Origin of the sequence: Pseudoalteromonas sp. 2CM41L (genome assembly GCF_023161905.1) — a bacterium.
In the GTDB taxonomy this organism is placed as follows: Bacteria; Pseudomonadota; Gammaproteobacteria; order Enterobacterales; family Alteromonadaceae; genus Pseudoalteromonas; species Pseudoalteromonas atlantica.
The window spans coordinates 271,796-289,626 of record NZ_JALNTN010000003.1; the positions used below are offsets into that span (position 1 = coordinate 271,796).

General features: G+C 39.3%; 23 protein-coding genes and 2 tRNA genes. 12 read left to right on the forward strand and 13 right to left on the reverse strand.

What is annotated here, in order from left to right:
- Positions 1-78 precede the first annotated feature (78 nt).
- Positions 79-483 (forward strand): GFA family protein, encoded by a 405-nt coding sequence (locus MTF64_RS06120; RefSeq protein ID WP_248450904.1) that lies wholly within the window; start codon positions 79-81, stop codon positions 481-483.
- A gap of 1 nt (position 484) precedes the next feature.
- On the opposite strand, the gene MTF64_RS06125 is transcribed toward MTF64_RS06120, so the two are convergent.
- A complete protein-coding gene (locus tag MTF64_RS06125) occupies positions 485-1,282 on the reverse strand; it encodes a hypothetical protein (RefSeq protein ID WP_096041632.1) in 798 nt (265 codons plus the stop codon).
- 228 nt (positions 1,283-1,510) lie between these two features.
- On the opposite strand from MTF64_RS06125, the gene MTF64_RS06130 reads away from it, so the two are divergent.
- Positions 1,511-2,914, forward strand: a complete 1,404-nt coding sequence (locus MTF64_RS06130) for a M28 family metallopeptidase (RefSeq protein WP_096041633.1) — start codon at positions 1,511-1,513, stop codon at positions 2,912-2,914.
- Positions 2,915-3,055: 141 nt separating this feature from the next.
- Complete coding sequence (locus MTF64_RS06135; protein ID WP_029772653.1) at positions 3,056-3,502, forward strand: DUF4826 family protein; 447 nt, start codon at positions 3,056-3,058, stop codon at positions 3,500-3,502.
- 46 nt (positions 3,503-3,548) lie between these two features.
- Here MTF64_RS06135 and MTF64_RS06140 read toward each other — a convergent pair whose 3' ends face one another.
- The 5 genes from MTF64_RS06140 to mnmA all read right to left on the reverse strand — a co-directional run bounded on the left by MTF64_RS06140 (position 3,549) and on the right by mnmA (position 8,345).
- A complete protein-coding gene (locus MTF64_RS06140; protein ID WP_029772652.1) occupies positions 3,549-4,007 on the reverse strand; it encodes a GNAT family N-acetyltransferase in 459 nt (152 codons plus the stop codon).
- Positions 4,008-4,016: 9 nt separating this feature from the next.
- On the reverse strand, positions 4,017-5,162 hold the full coding sequence (locus MTF64_RS06145; RefSeq protein WP_248450905.1) for a cupin domain-containing protein: 1,146 nt from the start codon (positions 5,160-5,162) through the stop codon (positions 4,017-4,019).
- A gap of 77 nt (positions 5,163-5,239) precedes the next feature.
- Entirely contained in the window at positions 5,240-6,610 is a 1,371-nt protein-coding gene (gene purB / locus MTF64_RS06150) for an adenylosuccinate lyase (protein WP_024033516.1), read from the reverse strand.
- A 32-nt stretch (positions 6,611-6,642) separates the two neighbouring features.
- Positions 6,643-7,245, reverse strand: a complete 603-nt coding sequence (gene hflD / locus MTF64_RS06155) for a high frequency lysogenization protein HflD (RefSeq protein ID WP_004586725.1) — start codon at positions 7,243-7,245, stop codon at positions 6,643-6,645.
- Positions 7,245-8,345 (reverse strand): tRNA 2-thiouridine(34) synthase MnmA, encoded by a 1,101-nt coding sequence (gene mnmA / locus MTF64_RS06160; RefSeq protein ID WP_004586724.1) that lies wholly within the window; start codon positions 8,343-8,345, stop codon positions 7,245-7,247. Before mnmA ends, hflD begins: the two co-directional genes overlap by 1 nt.
- Before the next feature lie 339 nt (positions 8,346-8,684).
- On the opposite strand from mnmA, the gene MTF64_RS06165 reads away from it, so the two are divergent.
- Positions 8,685-9,953, forward strand: a complete 1,269-nt coding sequence (locus tag MTF64_RS06165) for a sensor domain-containing diguanylate cyclase (RefSeq protein ID WP_248450906.1) — start codon at positions 8,685-8,687, stop codon at positions 9,951-9,953.
- Positions 9,954-10,007: 54 nt separating this feature from the next.
- Here the strand turns inward: MTF64_RS06165 and MTF64_RS06170 are convergent, their stop codons facing one another.
- Genes MTF64_RS06170 through MTF64_RS06200 form a run of 7 tightly spaced genes read right to left on the reverse strand, consistent with a single transcriptional unit; the run spans position 10,008 to position 13,153 of the window.
- A complete protein-coding gene (locus MTF64_RS06170; RefSeq protein ID WP_248450907.1) occupies positions 10,008-10,451 on the reverse strand; it encodes an NUDIX domain-containing protein in 444 nt (147 codons plus the stop codon).
- Positions 10,444-11,130: a pseudouridine synthase gene (locus MTF64_RS06175; RefSeq protein ID WP_248450908.1), complete on the reverse strand. Its 687-nt coding sequence runs from the start codon at positions 11,128-11,130 to the stop codon at positions 10,444-10,446. The genes MTF64_RS06170 and MTF64_RS06175 overlap by 8 nt, the downstream gene beginning before the upstream one ends.
- On the reverse strand, positions 11,130-11,459 hold the full coding sequence (locus MTF64_RS06180; RefSeq protein WP_248450909.1) for a TusE/DsrC/DsvC family sulfur relay protein: 330 nt from the start codon (positions 11,457-11,459) through the stop codon (positions 11,130-11,132). The genes MTF64_RS06175 and MTF64_RS06180 overlap by 1 nt, the downstream gene beginning before the upstream one ends.
- A 3-nt stretch (positions 11,460-11,462) precedes the next feature.
- The gene (locus tag MTF64_RS06185; RefSeq protein WP_089347778.1) at positions 11,463-11,729 is read right to left on the reverse strand and encodes a DsrH/TusB family sulfur metabolism protein; all 267 of its coding nucleotides are present in this window, start codon (positions 11,727-11,729) and stop codon (positions 11,463-11,465) included.
- Positions 11,726-12,082, reverse strand: a complete 357-nt coding sequence (locus tag MTF64_RS06190) for a DsrE family protein (protein ID WP_248450910.1) — start codon at positions 12,080-12,082, stop codon at positions 11,726-11,728. The genes MTF64_RS06185 and MTF64_RS06190 overlap by 4 nt, the downstream gene beginning before the upstream one ends.
- Positions 12,079-12,432 (reverse strand): sulfurtransferase complex subunit TusD, encoded by a 354-nt coding sequence (gene tusD, locus MTF64_RS06195; protein WP_248450911.1) that lies wholly within the window; start codon positions 12,430-12,432, stop codon positions 12,079-12,081. Before tusD ends, MTF64_RS06190 begins: the two co-directional genes overlap by 4 nt.
- Positions 12,433-12,487: 55 nt before the next feature.
- Positions 12,488-13,153 (reverse strand): Bax inhibitor-1/YccA family protein, encoded by a 666-nt coding sequence (locus tag MTF64_RS06200; RefSeq protein ID WP_054982586.1) that lies wholly within the window; start codon positions 13,151-13,153, stop codon positions 12,488-12,490.
- A 251-nt stretch (positions 13,154-13,404) separates the two neighbouring features.
- Between MTF64_RS06200 and MTF64_RS06205 the strand changes: the two genes are divergently transcribed.
- From MTF64_RS06205 to proQ, 8 genes are all read left to right on the forward strand, one after another.
- Positions 13,405-13,495: transfer RNA gene (locus MTF64_RS06205), tRNA-Ser, on the forward strand.
- Positions 13,496-13,547: 52 nt separating this feature from the next.
- Positions 13,548-13,638 (forward strand) — tRNA-Ser (locus MTF64_RS06210).
- A 179-nt stretch (positions 13,639-13,817) separates the two neighbouring features.
- Positions 13,818-14,663, forward strand: a complete 846-nt coding sequence (locus tag MTF64_RS06215) for a LytTR family DNA-binding domain-containing protein (RefSeq protein WP_248450912.1) — start codon at positions 13,818-13,820, stop codon at positions 14,661-14,663.
- 119 nt (positions 14,664-14,782) lie between these two features.
- The gene (locus tag MTF64_RS06220) at positions 14,783-15,610 is read left to right on the forward strand and encodes a CPBP family intramembrane glutamic endopeptidase (RefSeq protein ID WP_248450913.1); all 828 of its coding nucleotides are present in this window, start codon (positions 14,783-14,785) and stop codon (positions 15,608-15,610) included.
- Between the two features lie 313 nt (positions 15,611-15,923).
- Positions 15,924-16,304: a hypothetical protein gene (locus MTF64_RS06225; protein WP_248450914.1), complete on the forward strand. Its 381-nt coding sequence runs from the start codon at positions 15,924-15,926 to the stop codon at positions 16,302-16,304.
- 128 nt (positions 16,305-16,432) lie between these two features.
- Complete coding sequence (locus MTF64_RS06230; RefSeq protein WP_054982582.1) at positions 16,433-16,891, forward strand: GAF domain-containing protein; 459 nt, start codon at positions 16,433-16,435, stop codon at positions 16,889-16,891.
- Positions 16,891-17,169 (forward strand): hypothetical protein, encoded by a 279-nt coding sequence (locus tag MTF64_RS06235; protein WP_054982581.1) that lies wholly within the window; start codon positions 16,891-16,893, stop codon positions 17,167-17,169. Before MTF64_RS06230 ends, MTF64_RS06235 begins: the two co-directional genes overlap by 1 nt.
- Positions 17,170-17,184: 15 nt before the next feature.
- Positions 17,185-17,823 (forward strand): RNA chaperone ProQ, encoded by a 639-nt coding sequence (gene proQ, locus MTF64_RS06240; RefSeq protein WP_004586712.1) that lies wholly within the window; start codon positions 17,185-17,187, stop codon positions 17,821-17,823.
- Positions 17,824-17,831 lie beyond the last annotated feature (8 nt).

Sequence of the window (17,831 nt, forward strand, 5' to 3'; positions counted from 1 at the left end):
TATCTATTCTACTGACGTTTATATTTTAAACGCGTAAAATACCTAACAACACGCAATTAAAATAATAAAAGGGATTATATGTATACTGGAACGTGCTTATGTAAAGCGGTAAGTGTTGAAATTAAAGGGGCTATTTCTCAAATTATTCATTGTCACTGCTCACTATGCAGAAAAAACAGCGGGACTGCTTTTGCCACGAATGGTTTTGTAAACACTCACGAATTTACACTTACCAAAGGTGAAGATAATTTAACTGAATTTAATTTCAAACCTGGGCGTGCGCGCTTTTTTTGTAAAACATGTGGCTCACCTATTTACAGTGCTAATGCAGAGGATAAATCTCGCTTGCGAATACGCCTAGGGTTGATAGATAACGATATTACTGAACAGGTAATGTCGCATAATTTTGTTAGCTCTAAAGCCAATTGGGAGCAATTAGAAACCCATTTGCCGTGCTATGAAAAACACGAACCAGGGCGCTAAATTACTCTATGTGATAAATGCTGTTTATGTCGTTGTGAAGGGAAGGTCCCCACGTTTTAAATAATGGCGAATGGGCTATTTCTTCTTTATTAATGTGCACTAAGCTTTGCTGAGAAAGCATCACGACAATATTTTTGTATTCGTTAAACTCTATAAGGGCAATACAGCTAAAGTGTTGCCTAAACAGGACGAGTAAAGCTTGGAGCTCTTTTCCTGTTTTAGGGTTTAAATTTATAATAATTTGCGCATTTAGCCCGCTGCAGCGACGTATGTTTTGCCAAAATACGCTGTTAGATAAAAAGTCTTGATGTACATCGCCACTAAAAATATCAATTGTAATGACATTGTATGTGCGCGTGCACGTTGCAACAAACAGCTCTGCATTTTGTAAGTGCACTGTATGATTAGCGGGCAAGTTAAAATGGTGCTTAGCAACGCTTATCATCGCGGGGTTTATTTCTACACTGTCAAACACAGCTAAATTACTTATATAAGCCGTTTTTTTATGTAAATAATGAATGGCTCGCTCAATGCCTGCAGTACCTAAACCTAAATTTAAAACCCGTAGTGGCTCAGCTGCTTTAAGTAAAAATAACAGCATACATTGATTAACCGCAATCAGTAATTGTTCATTCTTATTAAGGCTCATCACCCCTTGAATAGTGATATCGCTTTGCGCATTTTGGGCAAGTGTTAACCAGCGATAGGTAGTATTTTGATAAACACAAATAGGCCCATATTGGTTGTTACTAGTGGCAATTAAATTGGCAGAGACAGTATCGGCTTTAAGCTGGCGCATAGGTTACAAATACAAATAAAACACCCCATTAGTTTGCCACGAAAACACGCTATGTATACAGCGTATTTATGTAACAAGGTTTGTAATACGCTTTTTTGCTTAAAAGAGGGGAGTACTTAAGTGTGGTTAATTTTTACAGTTGAGCTTACTTGTATAAAGCTTTAACTCAAAATAGTTGCACTAAATAGGTTGTTGAGTAATGGTAAGGTAAAAAATAAGGAGCTTATAATGCGCAAAACCCCTTTTTCTATTACAACTAAACTTATTAAATTGAGTACGTTAGCCTTTGCTTGTACGGCAGGATTATCAGCACAGGCTCATGCCAGCATAAAATATGAAGAACAACAAAAGCTACATGATATTGCAGCGCAGGTATCAGCTAAACGTATTGGGAGCGACATACAAACGCTGGTGGATTTTGGTACCCGCCATACGCTTTCTGAAACTAAGTCAGATACACGGGGCATAGGTGCTGCACGGCGTTGGATTAAAAAAGAGTTTGAAAAAATATCAGCGCAATGTGGTGGTTGCCTAGAAGTTATTGAAGTTAAAGACACTATATCAGGTGAAAAACGAATTCCTAATCCTGTTGAAGTAGTGAATATAGTGGCTATTCAGCGTGGTAGTACTGAGCCAAACCGAATGGTTATTATGTCGGGCGATATTGATTCGCGGGTGAGCGATGTAATGGACTTTACCAGTAATTCACCGGGTGCTAATGATAACGCTTCAGGCGTGGCAGGGGTTATTGAAGCTGCACGTGTACTAAGCAAGCATAAATTTAATGGCTCAGTTGTGTATGCAGCGTTGTCGGGCGAAGAGCAAGGTTTATTTGGCGGTAAAATACTCACAGCGTATGCGCAAGAGCACAATTGGCAAGTACATGGCGTTTTAAATAACGACATGATTGGCAATATTACCGGTATTAATGGCGTTACCGACAATACAACGGCTCGTATTTTCTCAGAAGGCACGCGTGTAGTAGAAACGAAACAACAAGCAAGAACGCGCCGTTTTACAGGTGGTGAAGTCGATTCGGCGAGCCGTAATTTAGCGCGCTATATAGATACAATTGCCGATAGGTATATTCCAAATTTAGATACGATGTTAGTTTACAGGTTAGATAGATTTGGCCGGGGCGGGCACCATAGACCGTTTAACGATGCAGGTTTTGCAGCAGTCAGAATTATGGAAACTAATGAGCATTACGACCGACAACATCAAGATTTACGTACAGAAAATGGTGTGGTTTATGGCGATACCATAGATGGCGTTGATTTTGACTACACAGCAAAGCTTACATCACTGAACGCAGTAACAATGGCTTCAATGGCTTGGGCGCCAGCTCCTCCTAAGCAGGTAAAAATTGAAGGCGCAGTTAAGGCCGACACTACGCTTTCGTGGCAAAGTTCAGATGATGATAATATTGCCGGTTATCGTATTTATTGGCGCTATACCAGTGAGCCGCAATGGCAATTTAGCCAAGATGTGGGCAATGTAAGTAAAGCTACACTTAAAAACGTTGTTATAGATAATTACTATTTTGGTGTTGCAGCGATAAGCAAAGACGGGATTGAATCGCCAGTCGTGTTCCCAGGTGATGTAGGCTCGTTTGATCACAATATAAAATAACAGCGATTTACTATTGCTTAAGTGCAATTGTGATTAAAAACAAATCAAATGGTGTATTTAAGGTGCAAAGCAGGTGTTTTATGCTTGCACCTTATTTGTTATGCACTTAGAGTGTAGAAAAAAGCAGTAAAGGTTAATAAAATGCAGCAAGAAGAAAAAAAACCATTAACAGCGCAAGAGCAAGCACAAATAGAGCAACAACGGGTTGCTTGGCAACGCGAGTGTTTTCAAAACGCCCAAAAATACTTAGCAGAAAAAGGCATTATGCCTAAATCAGTAATAGACAAAGATAGCCGCTTTTTAGCGCCATTGTGTGCTATGTGGAAATTTAAAGCGCAAAACGGTAAGAGCTACTGGGTAATAACAGGGCGCTTACCTACTGATCATGCAGAAGTCAGTGCAGCAAAAGATGCGCGCGATGCTATGCGATATTTTTCTTTACAATGGCAGTTAAAAGCAGATCAAATAATGAGTGTTGGCGCGCGTGATAAAACCCAGGTCGACTTTGCTAACTTACTTATAAACCGTGCACACGGCTTATACGAAATGCATGAAAACGAGCAACTTTGGGCTAATGAACCAAAATAAGGTATTGCTTGTATAAACGTAAAAAAGGGCTATTAATGGCCCTTTTTTAATGTACTAATGTAAATGGTTTAGTGACAAACTCAGACACTTGGCATTGCATTCGCTGCCTAGGTATACCTGCTTCCATAAAAACACCGCCTTGTTGTATAAAGCCGTTTCGTTTAAAACGTTCAACTTCGTTTAAAATACAATTAATACTAATAACTTGGTGCCCATCGTTAGCGGCAAGATTAACAATAAAAGTAAGTAATGAAGTATAAACGTGGCGATTACGGTGTGCGGGTAAAACGGCTATTCGGCCTATTAAGCCATCTGTACACAGCCTACCTGTGGCTACGGGTGCGTTACTATTGTGAGTAACTAGCACATGGTGTGCTAGTTTGTCTTGGCTATCAAATTCTATTCGTTTGGGTATGTGTAGCTCATACACAAAGACTTTTTCACGTATTTGTTGTAGCTGGTCTTTTTGCCTATCCCACTCGACCTTATTAATTTGATAGCCCATAGCGCACCTCTAATTAAACCACATCCCCTCATTAACTAGTGTAGTAAAGGTTTGAATAAAAACTAGGCTGGGCTGCGCTGCGTTTAAATCGTCGGTATTAACATAATCATGATCTGTTAATAGTTTAACGGCATTTAAGTCGCAAAGTGGTAACGGGTAGTTTTCGCCATTAATACTTAATAATAGGGTGTCTTCTAGCTGCTGATAGATAGCACGTACGCCGCCTAAACGCTCAAATTCTTCTGCATTGTTTGCTATAAAATCACTCATTTTCTCGCAGGTTATAGGCTCTTCAAGCGGTGCTAAGTCCATTTCGTGCTTGGCTTGGCTTAAAGTATTACCAAGCCAATGCTTAAATAGCTCATCGTTATTAAGTAGCGCTTGCATAAGGGTTTTAACTTTATCGGTTTCGCTCTGTAAAAGCTCACCTTTAGAGTCCCTAAGGGCTAAAGTGTGATCGGTATAGCGTTTTTGGCCGCTGTCGGTATCAATAACATGATCGGCAAAACTAGAAAATAAGTCTTGTTGATTAGGTGCTCTAAATCCAACCGAGTAGTTAAGGGCGTTTTCTATTGCATAACCTTCGTGAGGGCACCCAGGTGGTATATATAAAATATCGCCGGGTTCTAAAATACAATCTATAACGGCTTCAAATTGCTCAACTTGCAGTAGTTTTTTATTTTGCGCAAATTGTTTAAGTGTTGGATCAGGCAGGCCAACACGCCAATGACGCTTACCCTCGCCTTGAATAATAAATACATCGTACTGATCTAGGTGTGGACCAACGCCACCTTTAGGGGTTGAGTAGCTGATCATTAAATCATCTATTCGCCAGTTAGGTATAAACCGAAATGGCTGAAGCAGTTGTGCTGCATCGCTATGCCAATGATCAACCGCTTGTACCAATAAAGTAGCGTGTTGCTCAGTTAATTTTTCAAAGTCTTCAAATGGGCCTTGGTATGCTTGCCAATCGTCATTGTGGTTGGTAACAATTCGCGACTCTATACTTTCTTCCATAGCAAGACCGGCAAGCTCTTCTGCCTCTATTGGGTCTTGAAAGTCTGTAAAGCCTTGTTTAATTAATAGCGGTTTTTTTTGCCAGTATTGGTTTAAAAATTCTTGCTCACAGAGGTTGTTTATTTTTAATTGGTACATAGAGTTGGCCTATAATTTTTAGTACAAAAAAAGCGAAAGGGATTATCCTTTCGCTTTTTATATGCGCAATTTAGTATTTAAACTAAATCGTCAATAAACTCAACAGCGCGGCCAATGTAGTTGGCAGGTGTTAGTTTTTTCATTTCTACTTTAGCGTGCTCTGGCAGGTCTAAACCATCGATAAAGTCGGCCATAATCTCTTGATTTACACGTTTACCACGCGTTAAATCTTTAAGTTTTTCGTATGGTTTTTCAATACCGTATTTACGCATAACTGTTTGAATTGGCTCAGCAAGTAATTCCCAGTTTTGATCAAGCTCATCAAGTAAACGTTGCTCATTTACTTCAAGCTTGCTTACGCCTTTAAGTGTAGATTGATACGCAATAAGCGTGTAGCCCATACCCACACCTAAGTTACGTAAAACGGTTGAGTCGGTAAGGTCACGCTGCCAACGAGAAACAGGCAGTTTTTGTGCAAGGTGAGCAAATATAGCATTTGCTAAACCTAGGTTACCTTCTGAGTTTTCAAAGTCGATAGGGTTTACTTTATGCGGCATTGTTGAAGAGCCGATTTCGCCAGCAATGGTTTTTTGCTTAAAGTGGTTAAGGGCAATGTAACCCCAAACGTCACGATCAAAATCAAGTAAAATAGTGTTAAAGCGAGCAATAGCATCAAATAGCTCGGCAATGTAGTCATGCGGCTCTATTTGTGTAGTGAACGGATTAAAGGTTAAACCAAGGCTAGTTACAAAGTTGCTTGCGTGGGTATGCCAATCGTAATCTGGGTAAGCACTCAGGTGAGCATTGTAGTTACCTACAGCACCGTTAATTTTACCTAGCATTTCTACCTGTGCGATTTGGTCGCGTTGGCGTTTTAAACGCATGTATACGTTAGCAAACTCTTTACCCATTGTTGAAGGCGTAGCTGGTTGGCCGTGGGTACGCGTCATCATAGGTACTGCTTTGTACTCAATGGCTTTTTCTTTTATAGCGTTAAGTAGTTGGTCGCAGTATGGAAGGAGCACATTATCACGAGCTTCGCTTAGCATTAAACCATGAGATAGGTTATTAATATCTTCTGATGTACAGGCAAAATGAATGAACTCGTTAATAGCGTTAATTTCGCTGTTATCGGCTACTTTTTCTTTTAGTAAATATTCTACCGCTTTAACATCGTGATTTGTGGTGCGTTCAATGTCTTTAACACGCTGTGCGTCTGCTTCGCTGAAGTTATCAACAATGGCATTTAAAAGTGCATTGGCTTGTTCGCTAAATGCAGGTACTTCTTTAATATCGCTTGCTGCAGCTAAGGCTTGCAACCAACGCACTTCAACGGTTACGCGGTATTTGATTAAGCCAAATTCGCTGAAAATACTGCGTAGTTCAGTGGTTTTGCTGCCGTAGCGACCATCCACTGGAGAGATAGCGGTTAACGCTGAAAGCTCCATAATAACTCCTAAATTTTAGTTTTGAACGATAATTAAATGTTTGTTTTTGCAATAGCGAGAATTTTTCTTTTTGCAAAGAAAAAGTGACGGCGTTTACCGCCCATTTGTCGCCATAATACAGCACTGCGAATTCCTGCTAATAAAAGGGCACGAATTTTATTTTGCGTTTGCTGCTGTTTTAATAACTCGGGTTTACCATAAACCTGAATTCGGTGCCCAAGGGGGCTCAGCACCGACGAGTATATATCTGCTAAACCGGCAACTACGGTGTCATCGGTTATGGCAAAGTGATCTAAGCGACGATGAATGTCGTCGATACGACGGCCAAGTTCAGCTAAGCTTTTTGGCTCGTTATTTAAAATACGTTCAAGCTGCATTAAACCACCTACGTACTTAACTATTTCAACATCTTTTTGAGCGCCAGCAGTAAGCTGCGCCATTAATGTTTTATAGCCGTCGCGCAAGTTATGCGTACCTTGATAAACATCAACCGGCGATGCGGGTGATGTTTGTACAATACTTGTAAATAGCACGTCTAAGTCTGAATCGTTTGCGCTGCCGTATTGCGCAATTTTTTGTACTTGTTTAGCCACTTGGCACATGGCGGCAAGCGCCATGACTTGGTGTTGATTCATTACTTAATCACCGAATCTATAATACCGCCACCTAAACACACATCATCGGCATAAAAAACAGCTGATTGACCTGGTGTAACGGCTTTTTGTGGTTCATCAAACAATACGCGTGCCATACCATCTTCCCCAACGAGAAGAGTACAATTAATATCTTCTTGGCGGTAACGGGTTTTAACGGTGCAGCGCGTTGTACCTTGAGGACCAACACGGTCTACCCAATGTAATTGATTGGCGTTTAGGCCATTACTGTACAGGCGAGGGTGGTCTTTACCTTGTCCGACAACGAGCACATTGCGCTCAACGTCTTTATCTACAACGTACCATGGCTCGCCAGAGCCTTCTTTCATGCCACCAATTAACAAGCCTTTACGCTGGCCAAGTGTATGATACATAAGCCCTTCGTGCTCACCTACGTTGTTGCCGTCAGTATCTTCAATCACACCAGGTTGAGCAGGTAAAAACTTTTGTAAAAAGTCTTTAAATTTACGCTCCCCAATAAAACAAATACCGGTGCTGTCTTTTTTATCGTGGGTGATTAAGTCTTGCTCTTCTGCAATACGGCGTACGTCTGGTTTAGCTATATCGCCTACTGGGAAAAGAGTTTGGCCTATGTGTTCATGGCTTAAGGTATATAAGAAATAGCTTTGATCTTTGTTATCGTCTAAGCCTCGGCACATAACGTATTTGTCGTCTCGTAGTTCACGACGAACATAATGGCCTGTTGCAATATAATCGGCGCCAAGTGCTTGTGCTGCAAATTCTAAAAATGCTTTAAATTTAATTTCTTTGTTACACATAATATCTGGGTTTGGCGTACGGCCCGCTTTGTACTCTTCTAAAAAGTACTCAAAAACGTTATCCCAGTATTCGGCTGCAAAGTTAACGGTATGAAGCTCGATGCCTAATTTGTCACACACTGCTTGTGCATCTTTTAAATCTTCAGCGGCTGCACAGTATTCGTCATTGTCGTCTTCTTCCCAGTTCTTCATAAACAGGCCTTCTACTTGATAGCCCTGTTGTTGTAATAAATATGCAGATACAGAAGAATCAACACCGCCGGACATACCAACGATGACTTTAATGTGACTATTTTCGCTCATGAATAATTTCGCTTATACAGATTGCTGTTAACTTGGAAAGGCCGCGATTATAGCACGCATTTTGTTTTTGCTTAAAGGGAGGAGTGGCGCAAACACACGATTTTGTAGTTATTTTATTCATATAATAAATAGCAAATAAGACTGAATCGCATTTAACATAAAAAATGATGAAAAATTTAAATAATCGATTGTAAAAAGATATTCCGGTGCCATTCTTACTCTATTAAATGATAATAATGCTTTTATTACCTTGTTCTTGCTTGTAAATTCAGCTGCCAGTAAGATTTAGCTTATTAGACTCACTTTTTATTATAAAAATATTTTCAACGGAATGAATATATGAATTACGCCTTCCAGGTAAAAAAGCTTTCAACGTTAATACAATATTATGCTGCAAACTCACGCGATGAACTAAATGAGTTGCTCATAATGCCTACAAGCGACTTAAAACGTGATACGTATACGCTTTTTCATGAAGTTTTTGAGCACACTTTACCCTCAGATGCCAAGCAAAACAGTCCTATTGATGAGATTTTCAATGCTGTCTCAAGTTCTTTTGAATTAGTTGACGAGACAGAAACTGCCTTGTTTGAGACTATGAAACGCTGGTGGGATGAATGGTATTTTGCATTAAGTATGGATAATTCGCTTTCTAATGAAAAAGAAGATGCGCCATACAGTTTCCTTTCTAAAAAAATGCATCATCCTATGAAGCGCCACGAGATGAGCCACTACGCCCATTTATTTACTATTTTGCCTATGCCTATCTCTAATGTGTGTGTTAAAACCGGTGATATTATTAGGATTAATCAGCGCTTTATAGATGTATTTGGTTATACCATTGATGACTTACCTAACTTAGAGCAGTGGTGGGTTAATGCATACCCAGACCCTCATTATCGAGAGGCCGTGAAAAAAACCTGGCAATCGACTTTAGAAATTGGCAATGGAACAGGGCAAGACATCCCCGCGCATGATTACCATGTTACTTGTAAAAACGGTAATACAATTACCATGGAAGTATCTGGAATCAATTTGGGCGATGAATATATTGCTGTATTTAATGATGCGACCAAGCGTTTAGAAGATCAAAATATTTTACGCGACATGGCTTTTTTAGATTCGCTAACACAAATAGCAAATAGACGTCGTTTTGATGAAAAGCTAAGTAAAGAGTTCGAAAAAGCCGTTGAGTGTGGTGACGATTTGGCAATTATTTTAATCGATATTGATCACTTTAAACTCTTTAACGACCGCTACGGGCATGTTGAAGGTGATTTAAGTTTGTATAACGTGGCGCAAGCAATAGCGTGTACGGTAAGCCGCACCGAGGACTTTGTGGCGCGTTATGGCGGAGAAGAATTTGTTGTATTGCTGCCTCAAACCGATAAACAAGGGGCCTTATTTATTGCTGAGCATATTCAAAAGGCAATTGAAGAGCTGCACATCCCTCATGAAGACAGCTTTACCGGCTACTTAACCCTGAGCATGGGTATTCACGCAATTAATAAAGAGGATAGTTGCGATCAAAAAGAGTTTATTAAGGCCGCCGACAGCGCACTTTATTATTCAAAAAGGCAAGGACGAAATTGTTTAGCATTAAGTTAATTTATAGCCTTGGACTATTTATATAGCTTTGAGAATTATACAAAGCGCAGATGTTTAATTATCGTCGTAAATAAAGTCTACGTCTTGAATAGGGCGGTTTAGGCTGTCTTCAATACACTTTAAAACTAAATGGCTTCTTAGAGGCAGTGCTTTTATGTCTTCTAAACTGTGCCAGTTGGCACTAATTATATCTGCATCTTTTGGGCAGGGCTCAGTGGTGATTTGAGTGCCATCAAACATAAAACAAAAGCGTAAGTAATGCACCCCATTAGCCGCATGTAAGTTATAAACACCGATTAAGCCAGTGGGCGTTAGGGACAAACCTGTTTCTTCAAAAAGCTCTCTACTGGCTGCTTGAGCCAGTGTTTCGTTTAGTTCTAAATGGCCGGCAGGTTGGTTATAACAAATATTAGAAGTAAATTTATCTCGCTCTTTTACCAGTAAAAAATGCTCTCCTTTTTTTACTACAGCAGCCACCGTTACATGGGGTTTATGCATTTACCTCACCTTTTATAACACTGTACTGTGCGCTGCTTATGCCATCTAGCGTGTAATTGCCAATACTGTAGCGAATAAGCCTTAATGTAGGGTGCCCAACATGGGCGGTCATACGGCGAACTTGCCTATTACGTCCTTCATTAATTGTAATACTTAACCACGTTGTAGGAATCGATTTTCGCTCTCTTACCGGCGGCACGCGAGGCCAAAGTTTTGGCTCGTCAATAATTTTTACGTTTGCGGGTAAGGTCATCCCATCTTTTAGTTCAACACCTTTACACAGGGCATTAATGCCCTCTTCACTAGGCTCGCCTTCAACTTGCACCCAATAGGTTTTATTGGTTTTTTTACTCGGTGCGGTAAGGGTATTTTGAAGCTTTCCGCAGTTTGTTAAAAGTAACAAGCCTTCACTGTCTCGGTCGAGTCTGCCTGCAGCGTATACATCTTTAATGGGAATAAATTCAGCCAAGGTTTTTCTATTGGCATCGTCTGTAAATTGGCAAAGCACATCGTAAGGCTTGTTAAATAAAACAATTTTTCTATCTTTAGGCGCTATAGCGGGTTTAATTTCACGCGAAGTTGTGCTTTTTTTAGTGAGCGCGCTGCGTGAGTAAGTTCTACCCGTGGTTCGTTTAGTGGTACTTTTACTTGCGCGATTATGTATTGGTTTGTTCGCCATTAAATACACCTAGCGGGCTTAGGTAAGCCGGCAATTTTTGTGGCTTGTTTTGCAGGCCCCTTGGGAAATAATTTATACAAATAAATACTGTTACCTTTATCTTCACCTAGCGCTTTTGCCATCGCTTTTACAAGCATTCTTATTGCTGGGCTGGTGTTATATTCTAAGTAAAAATTGCGCACAAAATTAATCACTTCCCAGTGTTGTTCACTCAAGATAATGTTTTCTTGCTCTGCTATTACGGGCGCTAACTCTTTTGACCATAAAGTATAATCAAGTAAATAGCCTTGTTTATCAGTTTCAATGTGTTGATTGTTAAATTCAAGCATGGGTTACCAGGTAATAGATTGGTTAGTAGATAAAGTAAGGGCAACAAACTCATCGTAATTAATAAGTGTTTGGCCAAGGCTTAGTTTAATTGCGCGTGCATGCGCATCTTCTAAAAGCAATAATAGCGAATCATTTAATTGCATATACTGCTTAGCAGCGTAGCAGGCATCGCCTACAAGAAGTACTTTATCGGTGTCTTTAATTATATTTTCAAGCTGGGTTGAGTCGTAATAAGCCAGTGGTTTTGAAAAAATATGTAATGTACTCATAGGTTCACCACAAAATGCTGCTTTGCAATAAGTTGTTGTTGCTCGGTATAGTTTAAGCTGATGGAATCAATAATTAATTGCGATTTATTTAAGCCGTAATCCAGTAAAGATTTTTCGCATACATAAATGTTTTCAACTTCATAAATTTCGAGTGTTTTTATATTTTTAAAAAAATCTTTTAACCCCAGCGGGTGTGTAGTTTGATTGTTTTTTAACGCAAGCACTGCAGGGCCGCTAAATAGCCAGCTAATATTTTGATCAACTGCGGCAAAAATCAGTGACATATCTAGCGCATCTCTAATATTTAGCTCATCAAATGGGCTTGACTGACTCATCACTAGAACGTTTTTCATTTAAACTGTATCCATTTATCGGCATCACTGGTAAGCATTGCAAATTCGGCAAGCCCAGCCACGCTAAACACACCGGTATGCTTACAATTTAACGCACGCTTTTCTGCTGCTGTAATACACAACGTTAAATTAATATTTTTATCTGCAAGCTGTTGCCAAAGTGTAGGGATCTGAAGCTCGTCAGAGGCAAGCTCAAAGTTCTCTGAAGCATGGTAAATACCGTTTTGATACAAAAAAAGTGCATCAATTGTGTGGCCTTGAGCCAAACACGCATGCGCAAACTTAATTATGCGTTGCGTTGTATCGTGATCTGATGGTGGAGTATGTAAAGAAAGAACAAATCGTGCCAAAACAATTCCAATAAAAAAGCCCCAATAAAGGGGCTATTTTAACAGAACTATTTAATTAGTCATCACTTGCGCCAAGAAGGTGCAGTAATGAAGTAAATAGGTTATACACATTTAAGTATAAAGATACTGTAGCACGGATGTAGTTTGTTTCACCGCCGTTAATAATACGGCTAGTATCAAACAAAATTAAGCCAGACATAATTAACACAACCGCAGCGTTAAGCACCATAAACATTAGCGAGCTGCCAATGAAAATGTTAACTATGCTAGCAACAATAACAACGATTAAGCCGACTGTTAAAAAACCACCCATAAATGAGAAGTCTTTTTTAGTGTTTAATGCATAAGCCGATAGACCAAAAAATATTAATGCAGTAGAACCAAGCGCCTGCATAATAAGCATTGGACCATTAGGCATAGCCGCGTAGTAGTTAAGTAGTGGGCCAAGGCCTGCGCCCATACAGCCTGTAAAAGCAAATACCCAAAATACGCCTGAAGCTGAGTCTGCTTTTTTGTTTACAACAAATAATAAACCAAACGAAACCAGTGTGAACACAATTCCCATAAAGTAAGGTAATTGTAATGCCATTGAAATACCCGCCGTAACAGCACTAAATGCTAATGTCATGGCCAGTAAGAAATAGGTGTTTTTAAGTACCTTGTTTGTTTCAATGGTCGACATTACCGGTTTAGCGGTATTGTACGAATGATTAAATGCCATTGTAGAGCTCCTTTAAGTGAAACATGTTTGTTTCGATAATTTAACTAAAATTAGATTACCAACTCTTATATGTTTGGGCAAACCTTTGTAGATCAATAGAGTGTTATTTTTTAATTAAAGTTCATAAAAGCACCAAAAAGAAAGTTTTTGTTTTATCTTTAAACAAATTAATTGTTTTTTAAGCACTTAAACAATTTTTTTAAAAAAAAGCTTCACAAAGCCAATGGGTTTCCCTATTATGCAGGCCGTGCGGAGAGATGGCAGAGTGGTCGAATGCACCGGTCTTGAAAACCGGCATAGGTTTGTAGCCTATCTAGGGTTCAAATCCCTATCTCTCCACCACCTAATTACAATAACTATGAGTACACTCTTACTTGTAGTTTATAGCACTTTCGGAGAGATGGCAGAGTGGTCGAATGCACCGGTCTTGAAAACCGGCATGGGTTTGTAGCCCATCTAGGGTTCAAATCCCTATCTCTCCACCATTATATTAAAGCCCGCTTAAAGCGGGCTTTTTTGTATCTACGCTTTATGATCAGGCCACCTTTAGGTTTTCTCGCTTATTTCCCCATTTCGGTTTGCTATTAGCCGCTATTAATAGATCATTAACATATTAATGTGTTACTTTTATTTTTTAGATTTTAAAATTGGTAATTAAAATAGTATGTTGTGGCTCAAGGATGATTTACCTTCAAGAAAACTTATTGTTTATCGTGCAATGATGTTCTCGTTGGTAACGTTGTTTGTCTTATTTGTATTCCAGCCTTTTGGCACAATTAACGATACATCGTCATATAAAATACTCAGGCTTTCAGGCTATGGTTTAGTCACTTTTGTTGCGTTGCTATTATCGGGCTTTATTGAAATAGTGCTGTTACGTTATGATTTTTATAAGCCACTTCGTATTATGCTTATAAGCGGCCTTTATATTTTAATTTGCGCTTTATTTAACCACGCTTATTTTGTTGTGGCGTTTTTAGGAAAGTGGCATTGGCAAAATCAGATGCTGTTTATTGGCTATATATTTGCTATTGGCGCATTTCCGCTAATTTTTATGTATATGTTAAATCGCCATGTTAGTCAGTTTAGCATTGATGAAACACCACAGCCGCAACAAAACAAGCAAAGTGAAACCCTTCCTTTAGAGCTAGAGCAAATTACGTTAGTGGGCGATAATAAAAGTGATGCAATCAGCATAGCATTAGAGCGTATTTTGTTTATAAAAGCGGCTGATAATTATTGCGAAATTAGTGTTTATGACGGACACGCAATACAACAAACTCTATTGCGTATTTCCTTAACTCGCTTACTTAAACAGCTCTCGATTAACTCTGCAATTATTAGGTGCCATCGCTCTTATGCAATTAATGTAGCCTTTATTCACTCGTATAGTGGCAACGCTGGCGGCTTGCAATTAACGCTTAAAAATACACCTATACCTGTTCCTGTATCGCGCAGCTACGTAGATAATGTAAAAGCGGCTTTGTTACTCACCCCAAGTGCTTGTTAGTCATCCCAAATACTTGTATTTGATACCTAAAAATGTTGTTAAGCCCTAACAGTTCGTAGTTTTACGATGGAGTAGGCATGCTTAAGTTGAACTAAAAAATACAACTTAAGAAGGTTACTATGAACACTATTTTAAAATCACTGTTAGTGATAGCCACGTTTGTTTTTTGCCATTACATAATGAAAAGCTTTTGGGGTAGCGAATGGACGAAAATATTAACCCAGGCCGATGCGTCTACTGATGTTTTATTTATCCCCGCTAAATACCTATTTTTATATGCTCCTTTGTTAGTGCTAACCACTTTGCTATTTAAAAGAGGAAACATGCTTGACGCAATTGGCCTTAACACCGCAGGCTTTAATAACTATACCTTTGCAGCTTTGCTGTGCTGTATACCTATGACACTTGGCTATGCATATTTAAGTAATAATTTAAATTTATCTTTGTCTGGGCTAATAACAGGCTCAATCTATGCTGGTTTTTTTGAAGAGCTAATATTTAGGGCGGCTTTATTTGGCGCTTTATACAGATTTTGCCGCTGGGGGTTCATTCCTGCAGCGTTGATAAGCTCGGTGGTATTTGGAGTAGGGCACATGTACCAAGGTGGTGATGCCATTTCTGCACTAATGGCGGTCGCAGTAACCACCGTTGCAGGCACTTGGTTTGCGTGGCTTTATTGTGAGTGCGGTTATAAAATTTGGTTTCCTATGTGGATGCATATTTTTATGAATGCAGCTTATGGCATTTTTAGTATGTCGGGTGGCGCAGTGGGTGATTTGCACGGCAACCTTTATAAAGCCACCGCTATTGTATTAAGTATCGTGTATGTAGAAGCACTGATCCGCCGAGGGAAAAAACGCGAAGTCACTATGTCCACATTATTTATAAATACATCAGTAGCGACGCTTAATACCCCGTTCAAACCGCAGATTAGTGCCGCAGCCTAAATGCGTAAATTAGCCATTAATTGAAGAACGCATTTATATTGCAATTTTAAGGCTAAGTTTTATTGAAGATAGCGCCTGTAAAGTAGTGAGCTTTGCCTTACAGGCGAATAAACAGCTCAAAGTAAGCGTGAGCTGCCAACAAAATAGGTGTTTGATTTTCAGTTAACAAAACTATTCATTAAAATGTCTAGTTACACCCGTTTAAAGAGTGCTCAATTTCCCATCATAAATTACGACCATAGTCTCTGTTTCTAACCTTAAGAACTTGGTGCATGCTTAATATAATGTTTGCAGTGTGTATTTAGGAACTTATATGAAACATCAACTAGCCAAAAGTGTCGCGCTTTCTTTATTATCCCCTGTGATTGTTGGTAGTTTACTTGGCCTTTATTATGGGCTCACTATGAATGGCGATGCGGTTACCATTTTTTTACAACTACTGATGAGTGCAATCGCGAACGCACATATTGTTGGGCTTACTATGGCCGCTTTTGTTGTACCGGGTTATTTGCTTATGTTTAAGTATGCAAAAGTGAATTATTCAGGTGTATTAACACTTGGTCTGCTTGGTGGTGCAATATTTAGTTATTTACTCAGTGCTACAACAGGCGAGATATTTCTAATTAATAGTGTAATGTCCGCATTTGCTGCTGGACTATTTTTGTTTGGCCTTCGTAAATCCTCAAAAAAATAATTGCAGAAATATTAATCAAGCGTGCTGAAAAACGGCGCTATTTCTGTTTTTTTGCCTGCAAAAGGTTTCAATTTTTCACGACAAAGAGTACCTTTAGCTACTGTCTGTTTAATAAGAAGTAGTTTGGTATGCAAAAGCACGATTTTTACCAGTCATTAGTTAAGCAAACTGAATCACTAATTGCTGGTGAATCTAATGTCATTGCTAATATGGCTAACGTAAGTGCGCTGTTATTTACCTCATTAGAAGATGTAAATTGGGCGGGCTTTTACTTTATGGATTCACCGAGTGAATTAGTACTTGGGCCTTTTCAGGGTAATCCGGCCTGTATCCGTATTCCTGTAGGTAAAGGAGTATGTGGTACTGCGGCAGCAACGTTGCAAACACAATTAATTGAAGATGTTCACGCTTTTGATGGTCACATTGCATGTGACGCGGCGTCAAACTCAGAGATTGTTGTACCTATCATGAAAAATGATAAAATAGTTGCTGTACTTGATATTGATAGCCCAACTATTGGTCGATTTGATACTGATGACCAAGCGGGTCTTGAAGCATTAGTTAAATGCTTAGAGGCAAGCTTGTAATGAAAGATTTGCTAAATGTTCAAGACTACCTATTTGCTATACAAGATGTTGGCGACTGGGAAGGGGATGAAGAACATGTAGCGGAAACGCTCAATGATTTGATTCACATTGCCTGGGATAAACTTCCAGATGATTTAGATTGTGAATCAATCGATGAAATAATAAATGGTATTTGGGAACACCTTCGTGGTGATATGGCTGTACTAGAGGCCGACTTCGAAGAGTTAGTCGACTGGGTAATACACTACGTTGATTCGTCCCTTGATGAAAAGATGTGAAAAATAGGTTCTAAAATGGAAACCACAAACAAGCTAAAAGATATTAATGAAGTGTTGGAATTTTTATATCAAGAATTCCCACAATGTTTTAAACAAAAAGACGGTATTAAACCGCTTAAAGTCGGTATTTTTAAAGATATCGCTGAACGTATTGAAGGGTCTGAAAAAGTAAGTAAGACACAAGTACGTCAAGCGCTTAGAAAATACACGTCGAACTGGCGCTATTTAGAAGCTGTGACTAAGTCAGAGTTTCGTATTGACCTTGATGGTAATCAAGGTGAAAAAGTAGAGCAAGAGCATATTGACCACGCTCAAAAAGCCCTAGAAGAAAGCCGCGCGAAAATGGCAAAGCGCAAAAAGCAGCAGCGTCCTCGCCAAGATTCAGATTCTAAATCTTTTAAGAAAAAACCAGCTCACGCAAGCAAAAACAATGCACAAGCTAATAAACCAGCTAAAGCAGCGCCAGCTAAACGTTCAGGAAAAGTTGAACCTTTACCTGCCAGTGAGGTCAAGGTTAATAACAAGGTTAAGGTTAAACTTGGCCAAGCACTTGTAAATGCAGTAATTACTGAAGTAAACAAGGACGAAGTTCATGTTGAATTAGTAACTGGTATGCAAGTTAAAACCAAAGCTGACAGCTTATACATTATTTAAGCTGTAAA

What these genes read in the sequence shown, in the direction of transcription:
- MTF64_RS06120 (WP_248450904.1), top strand. Translation starts at nt 79, where the DNA reads ATGTATACTGGAACGTGCTTATGTAAAGCGGTAAGTGTTGAAATTAAA.
- MTF64_RS06125 (WP_096041632.1), bottom strand. Translation starts at nt 1,282, where the DNA reads ATGCGCCAGCTTAAAGCCGATACTGTCTCTGCCAATTTAATTGCCACT.
- MTF64_RS06130 (WP_096041633.1), top strand. Translation starts at nt 1,511, where the DNA reads ATGCGCAAAACCCCTTTTTCTATTACAACTAAACTTATTAAATTGAGT.
- MTF64_RS06135 (WP_029772653.1), top strand. Translation starts at nt 3,056, where the DNA reads ATGCAGCAAGAAGAAAAAAAACCATTAACAGCGCAAGAGCAAGCACAA.
- MTF64_RS06140 (WP_029772652.1), bottom strand. Translation starts at nt 4,007, where the DNA reads ATGGGCTATCAAATTAATAAGGTCGAGTGGGATAGGCAAAAAGACCAG.
- MTF64_RS06145 (WP_248450905.1), bottom strand. Translation starts at nt 5,162, where the DNA reads ATGTACCAATTAAAAATAAACAACCTCTGTGAGCAAGAATTTTTAAAC.
- purB (WP_024033516.1), bottom strand. Translation starts at nt 6,610, where the DNA reads ATGGAGCTTTCAGCGTTAACCGCTATCTCTCCAGTGGATGGTCGCTAC.
- hflD (WP_004586725.1), bottom strand. Translation starts at nt 7,245, where the DNA reads ATGAATCAACACCAAGTCATGGCGCTTGCCGCCATGTGCCAAGTGGCT.
- mnmA (WP_004586724.1), bottom strand. Translation starts at nt 8,345, where the DNA reads ATGAGCGAAAATAGTCACATTAAAGTCATCGTTGGTATGTCCGGCGGT.
- MTF64_RS06165 (WP_248450906.1), top strand. Translation starts at nt 8,685, where the DNA reads ATGAATTACGCCTTCCAGGTAAAAAAGCTTTCAACGTTAATACAATAT.
- MTF64_RS06170 (WP_248450907.1), bottom strand. Translation starts at nt 10,451, where the DNA reads ATGCATAAACCCCATGTAACGGTGGCTGCTGTAGTAAAAAAAGGAGAG.
- MTF64_RS06175 (WP_248450908.1), bottom strand. Translation starts at nt 11,130, where the DNA reads ATGGCGAACAAACCAATACATAATCGCGCAAGTAAAAGTACCACTAAA.
- MTF64_RS06180 (WP_248450909.1), bottom strand. Translation starts at nt 11,459, where the DNA reads ATGCTTGAATTTAACAATCAACACATTGAAACTGATAAACAAGGCTAT.
- MTF64_RS06185 (WP_089347778.1), bottom strand. Translation starts at nt 11,729, where the DNA reads ATGAGTACATTACATATTTTTTCAAAACCACTGGCTTATTACGACTCA.
- MTF64_RS06190 (WP_248450910.1), bottom strand. Translation starts at nt 12,082, where the DNA reads ATGAAAAACGTTCTAGTGATGAGTCAGTCAAGCCCATTTGATGAGCTA.
- MTF64_RS06200 (WP_054982586.1), bottom strand. Translation starts at nt 13,153, where the DNA reads ATGGCATTTAATCATTCGTACAATACCGCTAAACCGGTAATGTCGACC.
- MTF64_RS06215 (WP_248450912.1), top strand. Translation starts at nt 13,818, where the DNA reads ATGTTGTGGCTCAAGGATGATTTACCTTCAAGAAAACTTATTGTTTAT.
- MTF64_RS06220 (WP_248450913.1), top strand. Translation starts at nt 14,783, where the DNA reads ATGAACACTATTTTAAAATCACTGTTAGTGATAGCCACGTTTGTTTTT.
- MTF64_RS06225 (WP_248450914.1), top strand. Translation starts at nt 15,924, where the DNA reads ATGAAACATCAACTAGCCAAAAGTGTCGCGCTTTCTTTATTATCCCCT.
- MTF64_RS06230 (WP_054982582.1), top strand. Translation starts at nt 16,433, where the DNA reads ATGCAAAAGCACGATTTTTACCAGTCATTAGTTAAGCAAACTGAATCA.
- MTF64_RS06235 (WP_054982581.1), top strand. Translation starts at nt 16,891, where the DNA reads ATGAAAGATTTGCTAAATGTTCAAGACTACCTATTTGCTATACAAGAT.
- proQ (WP_004586712.1), top strand. Translation starts at nt 17,185, where the DNA reads ATGGAAACCACAAACAAGCTAAAAGATATTAATGAAGTGTTGGAATTT.